At 73.1% G+C, this 20,389-nt stretch carries 21 protein-coding genes; 11 read left to right on the forward strand and 10 right to left on the reverse strand.

The features are described from left to right. Positions 1-836: 836 nt before the first annotated feature. The 3 genes from H1A17_RS14925 to mshA form a co-directional block, all read right to left on the reverse strand. Positions 837-1,577 (reverse strand): hypothetical protein, encoded by a 741-nt coding sequence (locus H1A17_RS14925; RefSeq protein ID WP_194822126.1) that lies wholly within the window; start codon positions 1,575-1,577, stop codon positions 837-839. A gap of 76 nt (positions 1,578-1,653) precedes the next feature. Beyond that, positions 1,654-2,169 carry a YbjN domain-containing protein gene (locus tag H1A17_RS14930; RefSeq protein ID WP_088646095.1) on the reverse strand — a complete coding sequence of 172 codons (516 nt, stop codon included), beginning with the start codon at positions 2,167-2,169 and terminating at the stop codon, positions 1,654-1,656. A 60-nt stretch (positions 2,170-2,229) separates the two neighbouring features. Then, the gene (gene mshA, locus H1A17_RS14935) at positions 2,230-3,594 is read right to left on the reverse strand and encodes a D-inositol-3-phosphate glycosyltransferase (protein WP_145921845.1); all 1,365 of its coding nucleotides are present in this window, start codon (positions 3,592-3,594) and stop codon (positions 2,230-2,232) included. Positions 3,595-3,776: 182 nt separating this feature from the next. On the opposite strand from mshA, the gene H1A17_RS14940 reads away from it, so the two are divergent. Together H1A17_RS14940 and H1A17_RS14945 are read left to right on the forward strand one after the other, a co-directional pair. Further along, positions 3,777-4,544: an SDR family oxidoreductase gene (locus tag H1A17_RS14940; protein WP_194822127.1), complete on the forward strand. Its 768-nt coding sequence runs from the start codon at positions 3,777-3,779 to the stop codon at positions 4,542-4,544. 6 nt (positions 4,545-4,550) lie between these two features. After that, a complete protein-coding gene (locus tag H1A17_RS14945) occupies positions 4,551-5,348 on the forward strand; it encodes a class I SAM-dependent methyltransferase (RefSeq protein ID WP_194822128.1) in 798 nt (265 codons plus the stop codon). A gap of 39 nt (positions 5,349-5,387) precedes the next feature. On the opposite strand, the gene H1A17_RS14950 is transcribed toward H1A17_RS14945, so the two are convergent. Further along, positions 5,388-6,479 carry a UDP-N-acetylmuramate dehydrogenase gene (locus H1A17_RS14950; protein WP_145921848.1) on the reverse strand — a complete coding sequence of 364 codons (1,092 nt, stop codon included), beginning with the start codon at positions 6,477-6,479 and terminating at the stop codon, positions 5,388-5,390. A 71-nt stretch (positions 6,480-6,550) separates the two neighbouring features. On the opposite strand from H1A17_RS14950, the gene H1A17_RS14955 reads away from it, so the two are divergent. From H1A17_RS14955 to H1A17_RS14985, 7 genes are all read left to right on the forward strand, one after another. Next, entirely contained in the window at positions 6,551-7,312 is a 762-nt protein-coding gene (locus tag H1A17_RS14955; protein WP_145921849.1) for a maleylpyruvate isomerase family mycothiol-dependent enzyme, read from the forward strand. Positions 7,313-7,552: 240 nt separating this feature from the next. Then, the gene (locus H1A17_RS14960) at positions 7,553-8,860 is read left to right on the forward strand and encodes an ABC transporter substrate-binding protein (protein ID WP_194822129.1); all 1,308 of its coding nucleotides are present in this window, start codon (positions 7,553-7,555) and stop codon (positions 8,858-8,860) included. Positions 8,861-8,952: 92 nt separating this feature from the next. Then, complete coding sequence (locus H1A17_RS14965; RefSeq protein ID WP_145921851.1) at positions 8,953-9,939, forward strand: carbohydrate ABC transporter permease; 987 nt, start codon at positions 8,953-8,955, stop codon at positions 9,937-9,939. Beyond that, positions 9,936-10,769 (forward strand): carbohydrate ABC transporter permease, encoded by an 834-nt coding sequence (locus H1A17_RS14970; protein ID WP_088646087.1) that lies wholly within the window; start codon positions 9,936-9,938, stop codon positions 10,767-10,769. Before H1A17_RS14965 ends, H1A17_RS14970 begins: the two co-directional genes overlap by 4 nt. Positions 10,770-10,889: 120 nt before the next feature. Beyond that, positions 10,890-12,269 carry a GH1 family beta-glucosidase gene (locus tag H1A17_RS14975; RefSeq protein WP_194822130.1) on the forward strand — a complete coding sequence of 460 codons (1,380 nt, stop codon included), beginning with the start codon at positions 10,890-10,892 and terminating at the stop codon, positions 12,267-12,269. 19 nt (positions 12,270-12,288) lie between these two features. Continuing rightward, positions 12,289-13,296 carry a LacI family DNA-binding transcriptional regulator gene (locus H1A17_RS14980; RefSeq protein WP_194822131.1) on the forward strand — a complete coding sequence of 336 codons (1,008 nt, stop codon included), beginning with the start codon at positions 12,289-12,291 and terminating at the stop codon, positions 13,294-13,296. A gap of 400 nt (positions 13,297-13,696) precedes the next feature. Beyond that, a complete protein-coding gene (locus H1A17_RS14985) occupies positions 13,697-14,728 on the forward strand; it encodes a GNAT family N-acetyltransferase (RefSeq protein WP_194822132.1) in 1,032 nt (343 codons plus the stop codon). A 43-nt stretch (positions 14,729-14,771) separates the two neighbouring features. On the opposite strand, the gene H1A17_RS14990 is transcribed toward H1A17_RS14985, so the two are convergent. After that, positions 14,772-15,566 (reverse strand): EI24 domain-containing protein, encoded by a 795-nt coding sequence (locus H1A17_RS14990; RefSeq protein WP_194822133.1) that lies wholly within the window; start codon positions 15,564-15,566, stop codon positions 14,772-14,774. A gap of 84 nt (positions 15,567-15,650) precedes the next feature. Here H1A17_RS14990 and H1A17_RS14995 point away from each other — a divergent pair, with 84 nt between their 5' ends. Further along, on the forward strand, positions 15,651-16,646 hold the full coding sequence (locus tag H1A17_RS14995) for a YafY family protein (protein ID WP_194822134.1): 996 nt from the start codon (positions 15,651-15,653) through the stop codon (positions 16,644-16,646). Here H1A17_RS14995 and H1A17_RS15000 read toward each other — a convergent pair. Continuing rightward, entirely contained in the window at positions 16,637-17,554 is a 918-nt protein-coding gene (locus H1A17_RS15000) for an SDR family oxidoreductase (protein ID WP_194822135.1), read from the reverse strand. The genes H1A17_RS14995 and H1A17_RS15000 overlap by 10 nt on opposite strands. Before the next feature lie 76 nt (positions 17,555-17,630). Between H1A17_RS15000 and H1A17_RS15005 the strand changes: the two genes are divergently transcribed. Continuing rightward, the gene (locus tag H1A17_RS15005; protein WP_194822136.1) at positions 17,631-18,143 is read left to right on the forward strand and encodes a hypothetical protein; all 513 of its coding nucleotides are present in this window, start codon (positions 17,631-17,633) and stop codon (positions 18,141-18,143) included. Here H1A17_RS15005 and H1A17_RS15010 read toward each other — a convergent pair. The 4 genes from H1A17_RS15010 to H1A17_RS34440 form a co-directional block, all read right to left on the reverse strand. Next, a complete protein-coding gene (locus H1A17_RS15010) occupies positions 18,133-19,020 on the reverse strand; it encodes an alpha/beta fold hydrolase (RefSeq protein ID WP_194822137.1) in 888 nt (295 codons plus the stop codon). The two genes, H1A17_RS15005 and H1A17_RS15010, sit on opposite strands and share 11 nt — an antisense overlap. Next, on the reverse strand, positions 19,017-19,331 hold the full coding sequence (locus H1A17_RS15015; protein WP_088643267.1) for a DUF2516 family protein: 315 nt from the start codon (positions 19,329-19,331) through the stop codon (positions 19,017-19,019). The genes H1A17_RS15010 and H1A17_RS15015 overlap by 4 nt, the downstream gene beginning before the upstream one ends. A gap of 70 nt (positions 19,332-19,401) precedes the next feature. Further along, positions 19,402-20,178: a hypothetical protein gene (locus H1A17_RS15020; protein WP_145921860.1), complete on the reverse strand. Its 777-nt coding sequence runs from the start codon at positions 20,176-20,178 to the stop codon at positions 19,402-19,404. After that, on the reverse strand, positions 20,175-20,389 hold a 215-nt coding region (locus tag H1A17_RS34440), incomplete at its 5' end, for a hypothetical protein (RefSeq protein ID WP_228543566.1). The genes H1A17_RS34440 and H1A17_RS15020, both read right to left, overlap by 4 nt.

Genomic DNA, 20,389 nt, shown 5'->3' on the forward strand with positions numbered 1-20,389 from the left:
CGGCGATCTGAAAGCGCCGTGGGTCATCGCGCAGTTGGGGAGCGGGCATACACCTGGCGCGTCCTTTAGACCTGATGACGTGAACGACTCCACTCGGCGTCGGCCTCGGCGCAGGTGCCGCCCGGCCTACCGACCGCCGCCTGCCACCTGCGGTGCCGACCCGGCGCAACAGCCCCTCGGCGAGAGCCTTGGCGCTGTCTCGACCGCACCGTGATCAACCCGCTGGTCGACCCGACGGCGCAACAGCCCCTCGGCGAGGGCCTTGGCGCTGTCGCCGGTCGCCGGTCGCCGGTCGAATGTTGCCGGTCGCCTGAATCGTTGACGACATCAGCTCGAAAGGACGCGCACGGGCCACCCGACCTCCGGGCCGGGGTTGCTTCCACCACGTGCCGCGACACCGTGACGTTCGGGGCGAGCCTTCCGGATCGGCCGAACAGGGCCGAAAAGTCCGCAAGAAGCCGGGGAACGGCAGAGCGCCCACCGACGACCGATGGTCGCGGTGGGCGCTCGTACCGCCTGCCCGGCGGCGGCGGGCGACCCTCACCCCCGTAAGCGTCGCCCGCTCGCGCCGCCGGTTCCCGGGTGGCGCCGTCCCCCAACGGCGTGCTCCACCCGATGTGCGTCTCGCTCGGTGCACGGATCTGATCGATCCGCCGCTCCCCCGAACGTTTCCGAGCGTGACGCGGTGCAATAAAGTTAGTTCGCCCGGATTCCGGATTCAACCTTCGAGCACTGTCTCGCCGGTCACAACACCGACCGTCCCCGCTCGGTGCCGCTGTTTCCGGGCTCCGTGACTGCCAACACGCGGCTACCCGGCAGCCATTCCGCCAAACGTCTCAGCCGTCTTCCCGATCGGGTGACTCGGTGCGGAAGAAGTTGCTCGGTCGGCCGTCCCGCAACTGCTCCTGGAAGATCAGGTTCAGCTTGCGGGAGTCGAACGTCCGGAACCAGTCGTCCCAGCTCACCACGCGCAGCCGACGGCTCTCCCGGTAACCCGGGATGTCGAAGGTGAGCACCCCCGGCCGGCCGTTGCGCTCGGTGCCGGCGATGGTCGCCGGCTTGGCCCCCCGGGCCGCGGCCCAGTTCCGGATCACCTGGTGGTTGGTGGTCACCAGGCTGCGCCCGGGACGTTCCGGACGGTCCGCCGGAGACGTGATGAGCTGCGCGGAGCGCACCGAACGGGAGGTGGACCGCCCCGTGCGCACGCCCGTCGCGCGGGTGGCCCTCGCCGGCGTCGCCTTCGCCCGCGTACGCGACGGGGTGGCCTTCGCCTTCGCGGCCCCGGCCGTGCTCCTGCGGGCCGGCGCCCGGCCCGACGGGCCGGTGCTGCGACGGGCGGCACCGCCGGCCCGGCCCTCCGCGCGCAACGTCCGCGCGAGCGCCTTCACCAGTTCCGGCTTGCGCAACGCGGAGATCCCGGAGACCCCCCGCCGGCGCAGTTGACCCCGGATGTCGTCGACCCTCATCCGGGAGATCTCCGACTCGGAGATGCCCGGCGTGTTCGGGGTCCGGTTGCCGGCCTGACGCGTGGTCCTGGTCGCCGTCGCGCCGCGACCTGAGCTGTTCCGCTGAGCCATGACACGCTCCTCGACAGTCCGTCCTCGGCCTGCGGCGGGTCCCACACTGCCGCGCCGCAGCGCTGCGGCATACCCGTCAGGACCGGTCCGAACCTCCGGCGGACGGAGTGAACAGATGGGCGAAGGCGGCGAGGTTCGCGGTCGACTCGCCCCGCTTGACCCGCCACTCCCACTCCCGGCGGATGGAACTGCCGAACCCGATCTCCAGCATCGTGTCGAAGGACTCGTCGGCGTAGCTGAGCACCGCGCCGAGCAACCGGTCCAGCTCGTCGGCGTCGACGGCCGACGGATTGACCCGCCCGGTGAGGTAGACGTCGCCGACCGCGTCGATCGAGAACGCGACACCGTACATCCGGGCGTTGCGTTGCAGCAGCCACGCCCACAGCTCCTCGCGCCGCTCGTCGGGCTGGCGCATCACGAACGCCTCGACCCGCAGCGCGTGCTCGCCGACTATCAGGTTGCAGATCGTCTTGAGCTTGTGGGTGCCGGGCAGGGTGACCGCGTACGAGCCCTCACCGGTGGCTTCCCAGTCCAGCTCCCGTTCGGTGCAGACCGCCTCGATCAGGGCCGCCAGCTCGCTCTTCGCGCTCATCGGACCCACTCTACGGCCGCCGTGGCCGCCCCACCCGACGACGCCGGGCGGGGCGCCCGGTCACCAGGAACCGGTGAGCGCCGGACCGTCGGCCAGCCGGGCCGCCAACCGCTCCCGGTGCCCGGTGACCGCCTCGCCGTAGACGGCGAGCAGCCCGGAGACGGTGCGTTCCCAGGAGAAGCTCCGGGCGTGCCGGGCGGCCCCCCGACCCAGCGCCTCCCGACCGGCCCGGTCGGGCAGCAGCCGGGCCAGCGTACGGGCCCAGTCGGTCGGGTCGTGGCCGTGCACGAGCACGCCGCTGGCCTGGTCCCGGACGGCGGTCACCAGGCCACCCACGGCGGCGGCGACCACCGGCGTGCCGCAGGCCTGCGCCTCCAGGGCCACCAGCCCGAACGACTCGTTGTGCGAGGGCACCGCCACCAGGTCGGCCGCCCGGTAGAGGGCGGGCAGGTCGTCACCGGTGCGCGGCGGCAGGAAACGCACCCGGTCGGCGACCCCCAACGAACCGGCCAGCTCGATCAGCGAGGTGGGCCGGTCCAGGCCGCTGCCGCTCGGGCCGCCGCAGATCACCACGGTCACCTGGTCGGCGAGGGCCGGGTCGCGTTCCCGCAACGCGGCGACCGCGCGGACCAGCACGTCGGGGGCCTTCAACGGCTGGATCCGGCCGACGAACGCGACGACGTACCCGTCGGTTGGCAGGCCCAGCCGGCGACGGGCGGCGCGGGTGGCGACCTCCCGGTCCCCGACGGCGGGCCGGAACCGCGCCAGATCCACCCCCGGCTCGACGACCACCACCCGGGCCGGGTCGGCGGCGTACCTGTCGACCAGGTCGGTGGCCTCCGCCCGGGTGTTCGCGACCAGCCGGTCGGATTCGGCGACCACCTGTTCCTCGCCGATCACCCGGGCCTTCGGCTCCGGCCGGTCACCGGCGGCGAGCTGGGCGTTCTTCACCTTCGCCAGGGTGTGCGCGGTGTGCACCAACGGCACCCCCCAGCGCTCCTTGGCCAGCCAGCCGACCTGACCGGAGAGCCAGTAGTGCGAGTGGATCAGGTCGTAGTGGCCGGGCGGGCGGGCTGCCTCGGCGCGCAGCACCCCGGCGGTGAAGGCACAGAGCTGGCCGGGCAGCTCCTCCTTGGTCAGCCCCTCCAGCGGGCCGGAGGTGACGTGCCGGACGTGCACCCCGGGGGCCATCTCCACCACCGGGGGCAGGTCACCGGAGGTGGCCCGGGTGAAGATCTCCACCTCGACGTTCGCCTCGGCGAGCCGACGGGCGACCTCCAGGATGTAGACGTTCATGCCGCCCGCGTCGCCGGTGCCCGGCTGGTGCAACGGTGAGGTGTGCACCGACAGGGTGGCGATCCGGCGGGGCCGGGGCCACGGCAGGGCACCTCGCTGACGACCGACACCGGTGTGCTGATCCGCCACGTCCGCTCCCTCTGTCACGGTTGATGCCGTCCCGCACGACCGGCGCTCCTCGGTCAACCTTCACGCCGGATGCAATCTTCCCCATCGGGCTTCGGAAATGCCTCGCCCCGGGCCGTGGGCGTGACGGACCTCATCACGGGGCCCGGGGCGGCCGGCCACGCCGCCAGGGTGAGAATGGCCGGATGACCTCTGTCGCGATCGTCACCGGGGCGTCCAGCGGGATCGGCGCGGCCACCGCCCGCCGGCTCGCCGCCGAGGGTTTCCACGTGCTCGCCGCCGCGCGCCGCACCGACCGGCTCGCCGGTCTGGTCGCCGAGATCGCGGCGGCCGGCGGCAGCGCCACCGCCGTGGCCTGCGACGTCACCTCGGACGAGTCGGTGGCCGGGCTGGCCCGCGCCGCCGCCGACGCCCCCGGCCCGGTCACCGTCCTGGTCAACAACGCCGGCGGGGCGCGTGGGCTGGACCCGGTGGAGACCGGCTCGGTCGCCGACTGGCAGTGGATGTACGACGTGAACGTGCTCGGCACGCTGCGGGTCACCCAGGCCCTGCTGCCGGCCCTGGAGCGCTCCGGCGCGGGGACGATCGTGGTGCTCTCGTCCACCGCCGGCTTTACCGTGTACGAGGGCGGCGGCGGGTACAGCGCGGCCAAGCACGCACAGACCGCCGTGGCGGGCACCCTGCGGTTGGAGCTGTGCGGCCGGCCCGTCCGGGTGGTCGAGATCGACCCCGGGATGGTCCGGACGGAGGAGTTCAGCCTGAACCGCTTCGGCGGGGACACGGCGAAGGCCGACGCCACCTACGCCGGGGTGGCGCAGCCCCTGGTGGCCGCCGACGTCGCCGAGTGCGTCGCCTGGTGCGCCACCCTCCCGCACCACGTCAACGTGGACCGGCTGGTGGTCCGCCCGCTGGCCCAGGCCGCCCAGCACAAGGTGCACCGGGTCGGGCAGTGACCCCGGATGGCTGACCGGGGCCGGCAGCGGCCGCTGGGGGTGGTGACCCGGGGGACGACCAACCCGAACCGGCTCCGCCGGGTCGACAACTGGATCGTCGGTACCTGCGGCGACCGGTTACGTGCCGCCGTCGACCCGCTGGTGGTGGACCTGGGTTACGGCGCCACCCCGGTCACCGCCGTCGAGCTGCGGGACCGGCTGGCCACCCGGGTCCGCACCGACGTCCGGGTGGTCGGGCTGGAGATCGATCCGGTACGGGTGGCCGCCGCCGCGCCGGCCGCCGACCCGCCGGGGTTGACGTTCGCCCGGGGCGGCTTCGAACTGGCCGGGTTGCGGCCCACCCTGGTCCGGGCGTTCAACGTGCTCCGCCAGTACGACGAGAACGAGGTCGCCGACGCCTGGCGGACGGTCACCGGCCGGCTCGCCCCGGGCGGGGTGCTGGTCGAGGGCACCTGCGACGAACTGGGCCGGCTGGCCGGCTGGCTGCTGATCGACTCCACCGGCCCCCGGACGCTGACCCTGGCCGCCAAACTGACCACGCTGGAGAGCCCGGCCCGGTTGGCCGAGCGCCTGCCGAAGGCGCTGATCCACCGCAACGTGCCCGGCGAACGCATCCACGCCCTGCTCAGCGCCCTGGACGACGCCTGGCACGCCGCCGCGGGGCTGGCCCCGTTCGGTCCCCGCCAACGGTGGCTGACCGCCGTCGGCACCCTGCGGTCCACCGGCTGGCCCGTCCTCGACCGCCCCCACCGCTGGCGTCGCGGCGAGCTGACCCTCCCCTGGCCCACCATCTCCCCCACCTGACCCCAACACGGACGGGGCGGCGGGCGGGGTCGGGGTGGGTTAGAGGGTGCAGTTGATGAGGACGGGTTCGGGGTGGAGGGGGACGGCGAAGCGGGTGTGGACGCCGTCGCGGATCTCCCGGGCGAGGGCGATCAGGTCGGCGGTACGGGCGGTGCCGCTGCGGTTGGTCAGGGCCAGGGTGTGCTTGCCGGAGATGGCGGTGCCGCCCGGCCCGGGGTGCCCCTTGGCGAAGCCCGCCTTGTCGATCAGCCAGGCGGCGCTGACCTTCACCAGGTCACCCGGGCAGGGCCAGGAGGGGGGTTCGCCGATGTCGGCGGCGCGCTCGCGCAGCAGGTCGTACGCCGCCCGGTCGAGCACCGGGTTGGTGAAGAACGAACCGACCGACCAGGTGTCCGGGTCGGCGGGGTCGAGCACCATGCCCTTGCCGGCGCGCAGGGTCAGCACCGTGCCCCGGGCGGCGGCCAGCGGCACCCGGTCGCCGACCTCGACGCCGAGCGAGCGGGCCAGTTCGGCGTAGCGGACCGGCCCGGACAGCGGCGAGCGGTCCAGCCGGAAGTCGACCGAGAGCACCACCCAGCGGTCGCTGTACTTGAAGATGCTCCCCCGGTAGGCGAAGCCGCAGTCGGCGGCGGCGACGGTGGTGAGCCGGTCCTCGGCGCGGTCGTACACCTGGACGCCGGTGATCCGTTCGGCGACCTCCTGGCCGTACGCGCCGACGTTCTGGATGGGGGTGGCGCCGGCCGAGCCGGGGATGCCGGAGAGGCATTCCAGGCCGGACCAGCCGTTGCCGACGGTGGCGGCGACGAGGTCGTCCCAGGGTTCGCCGGCTTCGACCCGTACGGTGACGGTGTCCTGGTCCTCGGCGACCACGGCGAAGCCCCGCGACCGGATCAGCACGACGGTGCCGGGGAAGCCGGCGTCCCCGACGACCACGTTGCTGCCGCCGGCCAGGACCAGCACCGGTTCGTCGCGCCGGTGCGCCTCGCGGACCCGGTGGACGATCTCGTCGGCGCTGGTGGCGGCCACGCAGCGGGCGGCGGGGCCACCGAGCCGCAGGGTGGTGTATTCCGCCAGGGCGGCCGGATCGGCGGGTTCGGCGTCCGTTGTCGGTTTGGCGTAGACGTCTGACACGCCTTTCACCCTAGGCTGAGGGGTAGCCGCGGCACCCACTGGTCGCCGGGTCACCCCGGGGAGGATTTGCGATGAGCAGACTGCACGCCACGAAGGACTTCTGGTTGGGAGCGCTCCGGGTCGACGGCCCGGCGTTCGCCGCGGCCGTCGCCGAGGCCCCGCCGGAGACACCCGTGCTGTCCTGCCCGGGGTGGACGGTGTCCGACCTCACCGTGCACCTGGCCGGCCTCTACCACTGGGTGCACTCCGTCGCCGGCGCCGGGGACACCGCGCAGCCGGCGAGCCGCGACGACACCATCGACCTGCCCGCCGGGTTGACGCCGCTCCAGCTCTGGCAGCACGAGTACGACCGGCTGATGACCCTCTTCGACGCGCTCGACCCGGAGGCCCCGGCGTGGAACTGGGCGCCGCAGCCGAAGAAGGCCGGGTTCTGGCCGCGGCGGATGGCGCACGAGACGGCGGTGCACCGGTGGGACGCCCAGCTCGCCATCGCCGCCGGTGACCCGATCGAGGCGAAGCTCGCCGCCGACGGGGTCGGCGAGGTGCTGGACACCTGGCTGCCGGCGGGCCGGCGCAGCGGTTCGGGGCAGTGGCAGGGGGTGGTGCACCTGACCGCCAGCGACGCCGCACAGGACTGGTACCTGCGGATGCGTGGTGAGGGGGTGGCGCTGCTGGACACCGCGACGGTGTTCGGGCACGACGACCACCACGCCCGGGTGCAGGTCACCGGTTCGGCGAGCGACCTGCTGCTGGCGCTGTGGGGCCGGGTCAGCTTCGACACCCTCGGCGTGGCCGGGGACCGTTCCCTGTTGGCGGGTCTGCGGGTGGGCTGACCTCCCGCGCGCCGCCGCGACCGCGTTCCACGAGCGGCCGTCCCCAGCCGGGGGCGGCCGCTCGCGCGTGTCCGGGGCTCGCCGCGATCCTTGAGAGAGCGCTCTCTTGACAGGAGTCGATCGACCCACCACCCTGTCGTGAGAGCGCTCTCTCGCTGAGATCGAGTCCGGGCCGCCGCCTCCGCGGCCCGCGCATACGCCGTACCACCCCACCACCGACCTGAGAGGGGTCCGACCCAGATGGGTGTCTTTTCCCGCCGCCGCCTCACGGCGATCGCCCTGGTCACCGTCACCGCATTGCTCGGCACCACCGCCTGCGGCGGCGACGACGAGGCCGCCGACGGCGGCCCGGTCACGCTGACCGTCGACGTGTTCGGCCAGTTCGGCTACGAGAAGCTCTACCGGGAGTACGAGTCCAGCCACCCCGGCATCAAGATCGTGGAGCGGGGCACCGGCGGCAACCTCGACGAGTACTCCCCCAAGCTCACCCAGTGGCTCGCCGCCGGCAAGGGTGCCGGTGACGTGGTCGCCATCGAGGAGGGGCTGCTGGTCGAGTACAAGGCCAACCCGCAGAACTTCGTCAACCTGCTCGACCACGGCGCCGCCGAGCTCAAGGGCAACTTCCTGGAGTGGAAGTGGAACGGCGGGCTGACCGCCGACGGCAAGCAGCTCATCGGCCTCGGCACCGACGTCGGCGGGATGGCGATCTGCTACCGCAAGGACCTCTTCGCCGCCGCCGGCCTGCCCACCGACCGGGACGCCGTGTCCAAGCTCTGGCCCACCTGGCAGGACTACGTGCGGGTCGGCGAGCAGTTCAAGGCGAAGAACACCGGCGCGGCCTTCCTGGACGCCGCCACCAACACCTTCAACACCATCCTGTTGCAGACCGCCGGCAACACCACCGGCTACAGCTACTACGACACCGCCGACAAACTGGTGGTCGACAGCAACCCGGCGGTACGCCAGGCGTACGACACCACCGTCGACATCATCGACTCCGGCCTGTCCGGCCGGTACGGGGCCTGGTCGGAGGAGTGGGTGTCGGCCTTCAAGCAGGCCAAGTTCGCCACCATCGCCTGCCCGGCCTGGATGACCGGGGTGATCGAGGGCAACGCCGGCCCGGACGCCAAGGGCAAGTGGGACATCGCCCAGGTGCCCGGCAGCGGCGGCAACTGGGGCGGCTCCTACCTGGCGGTGCCGAAGCAGAGCCGGCACCAGGCCGAGGCGATCGAGCTGGCCAAGTTCCTGACCAGCGCCAAGGGCCAGATCGGCGCGTTCCAGGAGAAGGGGCCGCTGCCGTCGTCCCCGCAGGCGCTGGAGGACCCGGCGATCGTCAACTCGACCAACGCGTACTTCTCCGACGCCCCGGTCGGCAAGATCTTCGCCGCCGGTGCGAAGAGCCTCAAGCCGGTCTACATGGGCCCCAAGAACCAGGCCGTCCGCACCGAGGTGGAGAACGCCGTGCGCACCGTCGAGCTGGGCCAGCGCAATCCCGCCCAGGGCTGGACCGACGCCACCACCAACGCCCGCAAGGCCGCCGCCAAGTAACCCGTCCGGGGTGGGGTCGCGGGCCCACGCCGCGACCCCGCCCCCGACGGGCGGGCAGGTGCAGGCAGGGACAGAGAGGAAGCGCACGGGAGATGGTTGTTCAGGTCGACGGTCCGCCGCCGGTGGCGGTACGGACCCGGAGCAGACGGCCGGAGCGGGAGCACCGGTGGGCCCGGCTCGACGTCAGGTACTCGCCCTACCTGTACGTGACGCCGTTCTTCCTGCTGTTCGCGGTCTTCGGGCTCTATCCGCTGGCGTACACGTTCTGGGTGTCGCTGCACGACTGGGACCTGCTGGGAGTGGACCCGGCCTTCGTCGGCGCGCAGAACTACACCCAGCTGATGGCCGACGCCGACTTCTGGAACTCGGTGGTGAACACCCTCGGCATCTTCGTCCTCTCCACGGTGCCGCAACTGCTCGCCGCCCTCTGGCTGGCCAACCTGCTCAACCGCCGGCTGCGGGCGCGGACCACCTGGCGGATGGCGGTGCTGGTGCCCAACGTCACCTCGACGGCGGCGGTGGCGATCGTCTTCGCGGTGCTGTTCGGTCGCGAGTTCGGCATGATCAACTGGCTGCTCGACCTGGTCGGCGTCGACGCGATCGACTGGAAGGCGAACCGGTTCGCCGCCTGGACCGCCATCTCCGCCATGGTCGACTGGCGGTGGACCGGCTACAACGCGCTGATCTTCCTGGCCGCGATGCAGGCCATCCCCCGCGACCTGTACGAGTCCGCCTCGATCGACGGGGCCGGCCGGGCCCGCCAGTTCTGGTCGATCACCGTGCCGCTGCTCAAACCCACGATCATCTTCGCGGTGATCATCTCCACCATCGGTGGGCTGCAACTGTTCACCGAGCCCCGGCTGTTCAACTCCGGCACCAACGCGATCCGGGGCGGGCCGCTGCGCGAATCCCAGACGATGACCATGTACATGTTCGAGAACGCCTTCGCCCCGCACTACAACTTCGGCTACGGCTCGGCCGTCGCCTGGCTGCTCTTCGCCCTGATCGCGGTGGTCGCGGCGATCAACGTACTGATCCTGCGCCGGCTCGGCGGCGGCGCCCGCAAGGGGGACCGATGACCCGCATCTGGTCGGCCGGCCGGCTCACCTACCCGGCGCTGACGCTCACCGCCCTGCTGTCGATCTTCCCGATCTACTGGATGTTCGTGGTCGCCAGCCGCAGCAGCGACGCGATGGGCCAGGTGCCGCCACCGCTCACCCCCGGCGGCAACCTCGGCGCGAACATCACCCGGCTGTTCGCCAACCCCGACGCGCACTTCCTCACCGGCCTGGTCAACTCGACGATCGTCGCGGTCAGCGTCACCTTCTCGGTGGTGCTCTTCTCCACCCTCGCCGGGTTCGCGTTCGCCAAGCTGCGGTTCCGGGGCCGCAACGCCCTGCTCATGGTCATCGTCGCCACCATGATGGTGCCCACCCAGCTCGGGGTCATCCCGCTGTACCTGCTGATGACCAAGCTGAACTGGAACGACCGGCTGCCGGCGGTGATCGTCCCCGCCCTGGTCACCGGATTCGGCGTGTTCATGATGCGCCAGTACGCGGCCCAGGCGGTCAGCACCGAGCTGATCGAGGCGGCCCGGGTCGACGGCTGCCACACGCTGCGGATCTACTGGAACGTGGTGCTGCCCGCGCTGCGCCCGGCCGCCGCCGTCCTCGGCCTGCTCACGTTCATGACGACCTGGAACGACTTCCTGTGGCCGTACGCTGTGCTCAACGACCCGGAGAACCCGACCGTGCAGCTGTCGTTGCGGGCCCTCTCCGACGGTTACTACCAGGACATGTCGCAGGTGTTCACCGGCACGGCGATCGCGACGCTGCCGCTGCTGCTGGTGTTCGTCGTGTTCGGCCGCCAGATCATCGGCGGCATCATGGAAGGTGCGGTCAAGGCGTGAGCGCGAGGAGTGAGCCGGGTTTGCGAGCCCCGCAGCCGCGAACGAAGGAGAGCCCCGCGTGAGCGCGAGGAGTGAGCCGGGTTTGCGAGCCCCGCAGCCGCGAACGAAGGAGAAAACCGCGTGAGCGAGCTTCGATTTCCCGAGAACTTCGTGTGGGGCGCGGCGACCGCCGCGTACCAGATCGAGGGCGCGGCCCGCGACGACGGTCGCGGCGAGTCCATCTGGGACACCTTCAGCCGTACGCCGGGCAGGGTGTTCGCGGGCCACACCGGTGACGTCGCCTGCGACCACTACCACCGGTACGCCGACGACGTGGCGCTGATGGCCGAGCTGGGGCTGGCCGCGTACCGGTTCTCGGTGGCCTGGCCCCGGATCAGGCCGGACGGCACCGGCCCGGTCAACCCGCGCGGCCTGGACTTCTACGACCGGTTGACCGACGCGCTGCTCGGCCGGGGCATCGACCCGATCGTCACGCTCTACCACTGGGACCTGCCGCAGACGTTGCAGGACCGGGGCGGCTGGGCCAGCCGGGAGACCGCCGAACACTTCGCCGACTACGCCCTGGCGGTGCACGCCCGGCTCGGTGACCGTATCCGCACCTGGACGACGCTCAACGAGCCGTGGTGCTCGGCGTACCTCGGGTACGGCAACGGGGTGCACGCCCCCGGCGAGCGGGACGCCGGGGCGGCGTTCCGGGCCGTACACCATCTGCTGCTGGGGCACGGCCTGGCGGCGCGGGCGCTGCGGGCGGCCGGCGCGCGGACGGTCGGGATCACCCTCAACCCGGCGGACGTCGCGCCGGCCGACCCGGCCAGCGCCGCCGACGCCGCCGCGGTACGTCTCGTCGACGGCCTCCAGAACCGGATCTTCCTGGACCCGCTGACCGGGGCCGGCTACCCGGCCGACGTGCTCGAACACGTGGCCCGGATGGTGGAGCCCACGTTCGTCCGGGACGGCGACGAGAAGATCATCGCCGCGCCGCTGGACCTGCTCGGGATCAACTACTACTCACCCACCTACGTCGCGGGCCGCCCGGACGGGGCGGGCAGCAGCGCCTACCCGGGCACCGAGGGGGCGGTGGAGTTCCTGCCCGCCACCGGCCCGGTGTCCGACATGGGCTGGCAGATCGAGCCGGCCGGGTTGACCCGGCTGCTGGTGCGGATCGCCACCGACTACCCGGGGCTGCCGCTGATGATCACCGAGAACGGTGGCGCGTTCCCGGACGACAGCGGCACCGCCGACGCGGGCGCGGCGGGCCGGATCGACGACGCCGACCGGATCGCCTACCTGGACGGGCACCTGCGGGCCGCGCACGAGGCCATCTCCCGCGGAGTCGACCTGCGCGGCTATCTCGTATGGTCGTTGCTGGACAACTTCGAGTGGGCCGAGGGCTATCGGAAGCGGTTCGGGATCGTCCACGTCGACTATCTGAACCAGCGGCGCACCCCGAAGTCGAGCGCCCGGTGGTACCAGGAGGTGATCTCCCGGAACGGGCTGTGACGAAGTGGTGGGAGCGGGTATGACGGCGGCACAACGGCCCACCCTGGAGGCGGTCGCCCGGCAGGCCGGTGTGTCCCGGGCGACGGTCTCCCGGGTGGTGAACGGCTCCACCACGGTCGCCGAACCGATCCAGGAGGCGGTCCGCCGGGCGGTGGCCGAGCTGGGGTACGTGCCGAACCTGGCCGCCCGCAGCCTGGTCACCCAGCGGACCGACTCGGTCGCCCTGGTGCTGCCGGAGGCGGCCACCCGGGTCTTCTCCGACGACCAGGTCTTCCCCGGGCTCATCCGGGGCGCGGCCCAGGAGTTGGAGGCGGCCGACAAGCAGCTGGTGCTGATGCTGGCCGGTTCGCCCGCCGGGCACGACCGGGTCACCCGCTACACCACCGGCCGGCACGTCGACGGGGTGCTGTTCGCCTCGCTGCACGGGGAGGACCCGCTGCCCGGCCGGCTCGCCCGGCTGGGCATCCCGGTGGTGTGCAGCGGCCGGCCGCTGGACGCCGCCGACGTCCCCTACATCGACGTGGACCACATCGGTGGGGTCGCCACGGCGACCCGCTACCTGATCGACAACGGTCGCCGCCGGATCGCCACCATCGCCGGCCCGCAGGACATGGTCGCCGGCATCGAACGGCTCGCCGGCTACCGGGACACCGTGGTCGCCGCCGGCCTGCCCGAGCTGATCGAGTACGGCGACTTCACCCGCGAGTCGGGCACCATCGCGATGCGTCGGCTGCTCGCCGCGTACCCCGATCTGGACGCGGTCTTCGCCGCCTCCGACCTGATGGCGCACGCCGCCCTGCGGGCGCTGCACGAGGCGGGCCGGCGGGTGCCGGACGACGTCGCGGTGATCGGCTTCGACGACATCGAGACGGCCGCCTACACCGAGCCGCCGCTGACCACCGTGCGCCAGCCGATCGTCGAGCTGGGCCGGAAGATGACCCGCCTGCTGCTGGCCCTGGCCGACGGCGCGGAGGTGGAGCGGGCGGTGGTGCTGCCGACGGAGCTGGTGATCAGGCAGTCCGCCTGATCCGCCCCGTCCCCGTCCCCGTCCGCCGCGCTGCCACCCCGCCGTTCCGAGCACCGCACCCGACGCTGACCATCGACAACCCCGTCACTCTCAGCGATTTTGCGTCGACCCCATACTTCTCCTGTTCAGCCGCTTTGCTCTGCTGCCATCCGCGCGACAGGCACCTAGCGTGACCAGGCTGACGCGACGGCCGTCGAACGCAAGTTACAGAACAGCATCTCAGGCTCCTGTCGCCTCCATGGCAGCAGAGCAAAGGAAGCGAGGGTGACATGGTGGGGGTGGACCCGAGAACACGGAGAGTGAAAACGGTCACGCCAGGGCAGTGTCACTCAGAGCGACGGGCAGGGCAGATGCGAAAAGCCGTGGCCGGCGACACCGGCCCGTGCCTACGCTCGCGGGCATGCCTGACGCTGCCGCACCACCACCCGCGCCGACCGGCACCACCGAGCCGACCGGCACCACCCAGCAGCGCCGGCCCCCTGTCCCGCCCGCCCACGATTACTCCGCCGGGCCACTCAGCGGACCGGCGGCGGGGTGGCGCATCCGCACCGCCCGGCCGGACGATGCGCCGGGGGTGGTGGCGTTGCGGTCGCTGGTCCATCCGTACCTGGTGCGGGGCGTCGCGTCGACCCGGCAGATGATCGCCCAACCGCCGCCCGAGGAGGACTGGACGGCCTGGGTGGCCGAGGCGGACGGCCGGATCGTCGGCTGGGCCTCGGCCCACCGGAACGCGCACACCTCCGTGCCGGACTTCGGGGACGTCTCCACCCTGCACGTGCACCCGGAGCACCGGGGCCGGGGCGTCGGCACCGCGCTACTCACCGCCGCGCTGGACCACCTGGCCGCGCTGCGGGTCCGCCGGGTACGCACCTGGGTGCAGACCGACTCGCTGTCGTACGCCCGCGGGCACGGGTTCACCCCCAGCCGGGAGCTGCGCTACTCGGCGCTCGACCTGCGCCCGGCCCCGCCGATGCCCGAGCCGCCCGCCGGGGTACGGCTGCTCCCGCTCGCCGGGCTCGACCCGTACCGGGTCCACCTCCTCGACGCCGCCGCCGCGACGGGCGAGCCGGGCGACGTGCCGGTGGACGCGACCAGCTACTCGCTGTGGCGGTCGGAGTGCTGGGACAACCCGGGACTGGACCGGGACGCCGGCACGGTCGCCGAGATCGACGGCACGCTGGTCGCGCTGAGCCTGGTCAAGCGGGACGGCGACCGGATGTGGTCCGACTTCACCGCGACCCGGCCGGAGTACCGGGGTCGGGGGCTGGCCCGGCTGACCAAGCAGGCCGCGCTGCACCGGGCCGCCGGTCGCGGGGTACGCACGGCCTACACCTCCAACGACGAGGCCAACGCGCCGATGCTGGCGGTCAACACCCGCCTCGGCTACCGGCCGGTGGCCTCCGCCTGGTCCTGCCTGCGCGACCTGCCCTGACAGCAGGCCCGGCCGGGCCGTCGGGCCGCCGGGCAGCGGCGGGTCAGCTCTCCTCGATGTGCTGGCCCAGCGACCGGCGGGCGAGCAGCGCCGCCCCGGCGACGGCGGCCGGCATCACCAGCACCGCACCGAGCGGGATCAGGAAGCACAGGAAGACCGCCACCCCGAAGCCGAGCGAGGTGGCCCGGTCCGCCTTCAGCCGGGCCCGCCGGTCCGGCAGCCGCAGCCCGCGCCTTGAGAACGGCGCACCGACCAGCTCCACGGCGAGCAGCCAGCCGCCCACCGCCGCCCCGACCACCGGCACCACGGTCTGCCCGACCACCGGGATGAAGCCGGCCACGAAGAGCGGGATGCCGAACAGCACCGAGAGCCCGACCAGCCGCAGCGAGTCGACGATGCTGCGCCGCAGCGACGCCCCGAACGGCACCTCAACCGCGTCCGGGGTGCCGCCGAGGCGGTCCTCCACCCGCTCGGAGATCTTCTCGTAGAACGGGTCGCCGATGACCAGGGTGACCGCGGTGAACCCGACCACGGTGAGCAACCCGCCCAGCCCGAGGAAGGCCAGCCCGGCGATCACCCGGACCAGGCTGCGTGGGGTGTCCGACCAGTCGTCGGCGAACGGGGTCACCCACGCCGCCAGCTCGTCCACGAAGTAGACCAGGGTGGCGAACGCGGCGACGAAGAGCACGGCGGACAGCAACGCCGGCACCACGCCCAGCAGCATCAACCCCGGGCTGCGGACGTACAGGCCGAGGCCACGCAGGAGCAGGCCCACGCCGCCGAAGAAGCGACGGGCGGCACCGGTCACGGGCGCGGCGATCGTACGGGGTCCGTTCACGACCGCAGAGCCTATCGGCCGGGGGCCACCGCCACCGGACACCCGGTGGTGCCGGCCGACGGGTCGGGCCGGCAGGATGCAGGGGTGCGGGCGTCCCGGTTGATCTCCCTGGTGCTGCTGTTGCAGTCGCGGGAGACGATGACCGCCGCCGAACTCTCCCGGGAGCTGGAGGTGTCCGAGCGGACCGTCTACCGGGACGTGCTGGCGCTCTCCGCCGCCGGGGTGCCGGTCTACGCCGACCGGGGGCGGGCCGGCGGGTACCGGTTGCTCGGCGGCTACCGGACCCGGCTGACCGGGTTGACCCGCGACGAGGCGGAGGCGCTCTTCCTCGCCGGGCTGCCCGGCCCCGCCGGGGACCTGGGGCTGGCCGACGCGGTGGCGTCCGCCGAGCTGAAGGTGCTCGCCGCGTTGCCGCCGAGCCTGCGCGACGCCCCCGCCCGCACCGGGCGACGGTTCCATCTGGACGTGCCCGGCTGGTTCCGGGAGTCCACCCCGCCCCGCTGGCTGACCGAGCTGGCCCGCGCGGTGTGGCGGGACGGGGTGGTGGTGCTGCGGTACCGGCGCGGCGAACGGGAGGTGACCCGCCGGATCGAGCCGTACGGGCTGGTGCTCAAGAGCGGCACCTGGTATCTCGTCGGCCGGGTCGGTGACGAGATGCGTACCTACCGGGTGGACCGGGTGGTCGACGTCGTGCCCGACCCGGCGACGTTCGTCCGGGACGACGGTTTCGACCTGGGCGGCTACTGGCGGGAGCAGGCCGAGGCGTTCCTGCGGGGCATGCTCGCCGAGCGGGTCACCGTCCGGGTCAGCCCCGTCGGCCTGCGCCGGCTGCGGTTCCTCGCCGACACCCCCTTCGCGTACGAGGAGGCGCTGGCCTCGGTCGGCGCACCCGACGGGCAGGGCTGGGTGGTGACCCGGCTGCCCGTCGAGTCCGTCGAGGTGGCGTACCCGCAACTGCTCGGCCTCGGCCCGGAGGTGGAGGTGCTCGACCCACCGGAACTGCGCGCCCGCCTGGTCGACGCGGCGGCCCGCTCAGCCGCCCTCTACGGCGTCACCTCCGTACCCCCTGATCAGCGGTAGCCGGTGACGTCGGCGGGCCGGTCCGCCTCGACCACCTCGCTGAGGTAGCGGAACGCGTCCGGTCGGCTGCCGTCGACGTCGGTGAAGCCGTACACCTGGGCCAGTTCGCCGGCCGAGACGGACGCCTGGTTCCAGCGGGCCCGGTCGTCGTCGGCGGCCAGGGCGGCGACCGCCCGCCCGACGAAGGCCGGCGTCTCCGAGATGAGGAAGTGCGGGTCCTTCGCCGCGCCGTCGCGCCACGTCTCCTCGGTCACCCCGAAGTGCTCCAGCATCGCCTCGGACCGGATCCAGCCGGGGGTGAGTGCCACCGCCGTGCACCCGTGCGGCGTCAGTTCGTGCCCCCAGCTGTACGCGAGCCGGGTCACCGACACCTTCGCCAGGTCGTAGAAGACCGACAGCCGGTAGTGCGTGTCGTTGTACGCCCGGGTGCCGTCGCCGATCTCGACGACCAGCCCGCCGGGGCGGCGGATCAGCAGCGGCAGCGCGAAGTGGCTGGTGACGATGTGGGTGTCCACCGCCAGCCGCAGGGTGTGGAACCCGGCTTCCAGCGGCTGCTCCCAGACCGGCTTCTCCCAGGTGATCAGGGGGTCGGCACCCCAGATGTCGTTGACCAGCACGTCGAGCCGGCCCTGTTCGGCGTCGATCCGGGCCACCAGGTCGCGTACCTGGTCGGGCACCAGGTGGTCGACCCGTACCGCGATGCCGGTGCCACCGGCGGCGGTGACCAGCTCGGCGGTCTCCTCGATGGTCTCGGGACGGTCCAGCTCGGAGCGGCCGGCCCGGCTGCTGCGGCCGGTGGCGTAGACCGTCGCCCCGGCCGCGCCGAGCTGGATCGCGATCTGCCGGCCCGCGCCCCGCGTCGCGCCGGCCACCAGCGCGATCTTTCCGTCCAACGGTGTCGTCGTCATACCGTCGAGGGTGGCAGTGATACCTGACAACCGAAGTCCGGTTTCGGATGCCGGTTCGGTCCGGCATGCTCCCGGCATGCACCTGCTGCTCTCCGGGATCGTCGGCTCGGTCGCCTACGGGCTGGCCGGCCCTGGCTCCGACGGCTGCTACGAGACCCGCACCGAAACCGGTGACCGCCTGATCGCCATCCGGTCGGCGAGCGCACCGCGCGTCCGCGACGCCTACCTCGGGTATGCGAGCCAGCAGTTCCGCAAGCTGACCACCCGCGACGCGACGGTGGGCGGCCGACGCCGCTCGGCGAAGCACGCCCGGCACCTGGCCCGGCTGCTGCACCAGGGACGCACCCTCTACGCCACCGGCCGTCTGGAGATCCGGCTGGCGGACCCGCAGTGGTTCCGGGCGTTCGGCGAGCGGGTCGTGGGCGGCGCGCTGGCCGAGGCGCAGGCACTGGTCGCCGAGGCGGAGCGGGACTTCGACCGGCTCCGCACCCCGCTGCCCGACCGGCCCGACGAGGCCACCGTGAAACGCTGGCTGCGCGACGTCCGCGCCGCCCACCTGCCGGCGGCGGACGCCGACGCTAGTCGTTGAGGAAGGTGGAGATCCGGTCCCGCAGGTCGGCGCGGTCGGTCCAGGCGAACCCGGGACGGTCGTAGACGTGCAGGGTCGCCTGCGGCAGCGCGTCGGCCAGCTCGGCGGCGATGTGGGTGGGGTGCAGGTCGTCGCCGACGCAGCCGATCACCAGGGCCGGCGCGGTCACCGCGGCGAGGGCGGCGAGGTCGGCCAGCGGGGACTGCTCCGGCAGGTCGGCCAGGCCGGTGGCGAGCCCGTCGCGGAGCAACTGGTCGAGCCGCTGCCGCAGGTAGGCCCAGCCGGCCGGGGTGTTGCGGACCGACGGCGGCAGCTCCAGGGCGACCACGTCCGCCACGGCCGAGGCGTCGCCGCCGGACACCGCCTCCAGCAGGTCGGCCAGCCGCTGCTGGGCGATCGGGCCACGCGGCCGGTCGAGGACGGCCGGGAGCAGGAAGACCAGCTTCTCGAACCGGTCCGGGCTCTCGGCGAGCAGCCGGCACAGCGCGCCCGCGCCGAGGCTGGCCCCGAACGCCCGGGTGGCACCGCTGAGATCCGCCACCGCCCGCAGGTCGCGGGCCAGGTCGAGGTAGCTCCACGGGCCGGGCGGCGCGTCGGAGCGGCCGTGCCCCCGGAACTGGAAGAAGACCCGGCGACCGGCGACCGCGCTGCCGAACGGGCGGGTGGTGGCGATGCCGTTGCCGAACCCGTGCGCGAACACGGTGACCGGGTCACCGACGCCGGTGACCAGCCGTTCCAGCTGCACGTCGTGCGGGGTGGCGACCAGCTCGGTCTCCGGCTCCGGCAGGGCGGGTCGCCCGGTACGCGGCGCCCCCGGCCCCGGGCCCCAGGTGCGGGGTCCGCCGTCCGGTGGTGGCGGCCAGCGGAAACCCCTCACCAGAACCCTTTGCCGTCGTGCAGGTCGCGCAGCCCCACCCGGACGTCGAGCAGGTAGATCAGGCCGGCCGCGATGCCGATCAGCCCGAAGATGCTCAGCGCGCCGAAACCGAGCAGGGTGAGCAGCATGCAGACGGCCAGGATGGCGATCCAGCCACCCTTGGGGAGGGTCCCGATCGCCGGGAAGGCGTCCGAGCGCTGGGTGAACGCGTGCACCAGCGAGATGCCCTGCACCGCCAGTGCGAACACGAGCAGGACCAGGTCGATCACGTAGACGAGGTGGAACACGAAGATCGGCGCGGCGATGGCCATGTCGGCCAGCATATGCCGACGGCCCCGGAAACGTCCGTCAGGACGCCCCCGGGGCCGGTGCCGGCGACGGTCACTCGGCGGCCGGGCGGGTCCGCTTCGTGGTCTTCGGCTTCGCCGTCGTACCGGTCGCGGTCGACCCGGTCGCCGCCGGCTTGGTGGCCTTGGCGGCCTTGGTCACCCGGGTCCGGGTGGCCTTGGCGGCGGCCGGCTTGGCCTCGACGACCTCGGCCACGTCCGCCGGCGTCGGCGTCTGGTCGGCGGCCACGCCCGCCGGGCGGGTGGTCACGGTGTCCGCCGGGCCGGTCGTGGTGTCCGGCGTGGTCCCGGTCCGCACGGTGGCGTCGGTGGCCTCGATGTCGGCGTTGACGGTGTCGGCGGCCTCCAGCACCCCGGCACCGACCACCCGCTCGCCCCGGGCGATCAGCGCGCCGTAGGCGGCCAGCGCGCGCTCCTGGGCCGCCTGAGCCCCGGCGACCACGACGGCGGCGTTGCGGGTGGCGGCACCGCGCAGCCGGTCCAGGTCCAGTTCGGCCCGGAGCTTGTCCAGGTCGAGTTCGGCGCGGAGCTTGTCCAGGTTCAGCTCGGTCGGGGCGACCCGCTCACGCAGACCGGTGGCGGTCAGGTTGGCGGTACGGAAGGTCTCGGTGGCCTTCTGCCGCAGCTCGACCGAGGTGACGACGGCCCGGCCGCCCAGTTCGGCGACGACCCTGGTGCCGTCGGCGACGACCCGGTTGCCCAGCTCGGTCGCCACGGTGGGCAGCTTGCGCAGTTGCTGGTAGGCCAGCTCTCCGGCGCCGGCGGCGGCGTAGAGCGGGGCAGGGATGCGGTTGGTCTTCGGCTGGGTCATGACAACTCCTCCTCGGCCGCTCCGGCGGCCCTGCTGGTGCTGGTCGTGGGTGCGGCATCCGCCCTGCCGGCGCGGGTGCCGGTGGCGGGCGCGGGGTCCGTCCCGCCGGCCGGGGACGCTGGCGCCGTTGCGGTCTCGGCGTCGATGGCGCTGGCGCGGTCGGCGAGCTCCACTGTGGCGCGGAGCGAGTCGAGGTCGAGCTCGGTCGGGG

Source organism: Micromonospora sp. S-DT3-3-22, from assembly GCF_015354745.1.
GTDB classification, from domain to species: domain Bacteria; phylum Actinomycetota; class Actinomycetes; order Mycobacteriales; family Micromonosporaceae; genus Micromonospora; species Micromonospora wenchangensis.

Bases quoted from the DNA above. Each gene is read 5' to 3' on its own strand.
- H1A17_RS14925 (WP_194822126.1), bottom strand. From the start codon at position 1,577: ATGGCTCAGCGGAACAGCTCAGGTCGCGGCGCGACGGCGACCAGGACC.
- H1A17_RS14930 (WP_088646095.1), bottom strand. From the start codon at position 2,169: ATGAGCGCGAAGAGCGAGCTGGCGGCCCTGATCGAGGCGGTCTGCACC.
- H1A17_RS14940 (WP_194822127.1), top strand. From the start codon at position 3,777: ATGACCTCTGTCGCGATCGTCACCGGGGCGTCCAGCGGGATCGGCGCG.
- H1A17_RS14945 (WP_194822128.1), top strand. From the start codon at position 4,551: ATGGCTGACCGGGGCCGGCAGCGGCCGCTGGGGGTGGTGACCCGGGGG.
- H1A17_RS14955 (WP_145921849.1), top strand. From the start codon at position 6,551: ATGAGCAGACTGCACGCCACGAAGGACTTCTGGTTGGGAGCGCTCCGG.
- H1A17_RS14960 (WP_194822129.1), top strand. From the start codon at position 7,553: ATGGGTGTCTTTTCCCGCCGCCGCCTCACGGCGATCGCCCTGGTCACC.
- H1A17_RS14965 (WP_145921851.1), top strand. From the start codon at position 8,953: ATGGTTGTTCAGGTCGACGGTCCGCCGCCGGTGGCGGTACGGACCCGG.
- H1A17_RS14970 (WP_088646087.1), top strand. From the start codon at position 9,936: ATGACCCGCATCTGGTCGGCCGGCCGGCTCACCTACCCGGCGCTGACG.
- H1A17_RS14980 (WP_194822131.1), top strand. From the start codon at position 12,289: ATGACGGCGGCACAACGGCCCACCCTGGAGGCGGTCGCCCGGCAGGCC.
- H1A17_RS14985 (WP_194822132.1), top strand. From the start codon at position 13,697: ATGCCTGACGCTGCCGCACCACCACCCGCGCCGACCGGCACCACCGAG.
- H1A17_RS15000 (WP_194822135.1), bottom strand. From the start codon at position 17,554: ATGACGACGACACCGTTGGACGGAAAGATCGCGCTGGTGGCCGGCGCG.
- H1A17_RS15005 (WP_194822136.1), top strand. From the start codon at position 17,631: ATGCACCTGCTGCTCTCCGGGATCGTCGGCTCGGTCGCCTACGGGCTG.
- H1A17_RS15015 (WP_088643267.1), bottom strand. From the start codon at position 19,331: ATGGCCATCGCCGCGCCGATCTTCGTGTTCCACCTCGTCTACGTGATC.
- H1A17_RS15020 (WP_145921860.1), bottom strand. From the start codon at position 20,178: ATGACCCAGCCGAAGACCAACCGCATCCCTGCCCCGCTCTACGCCGCC.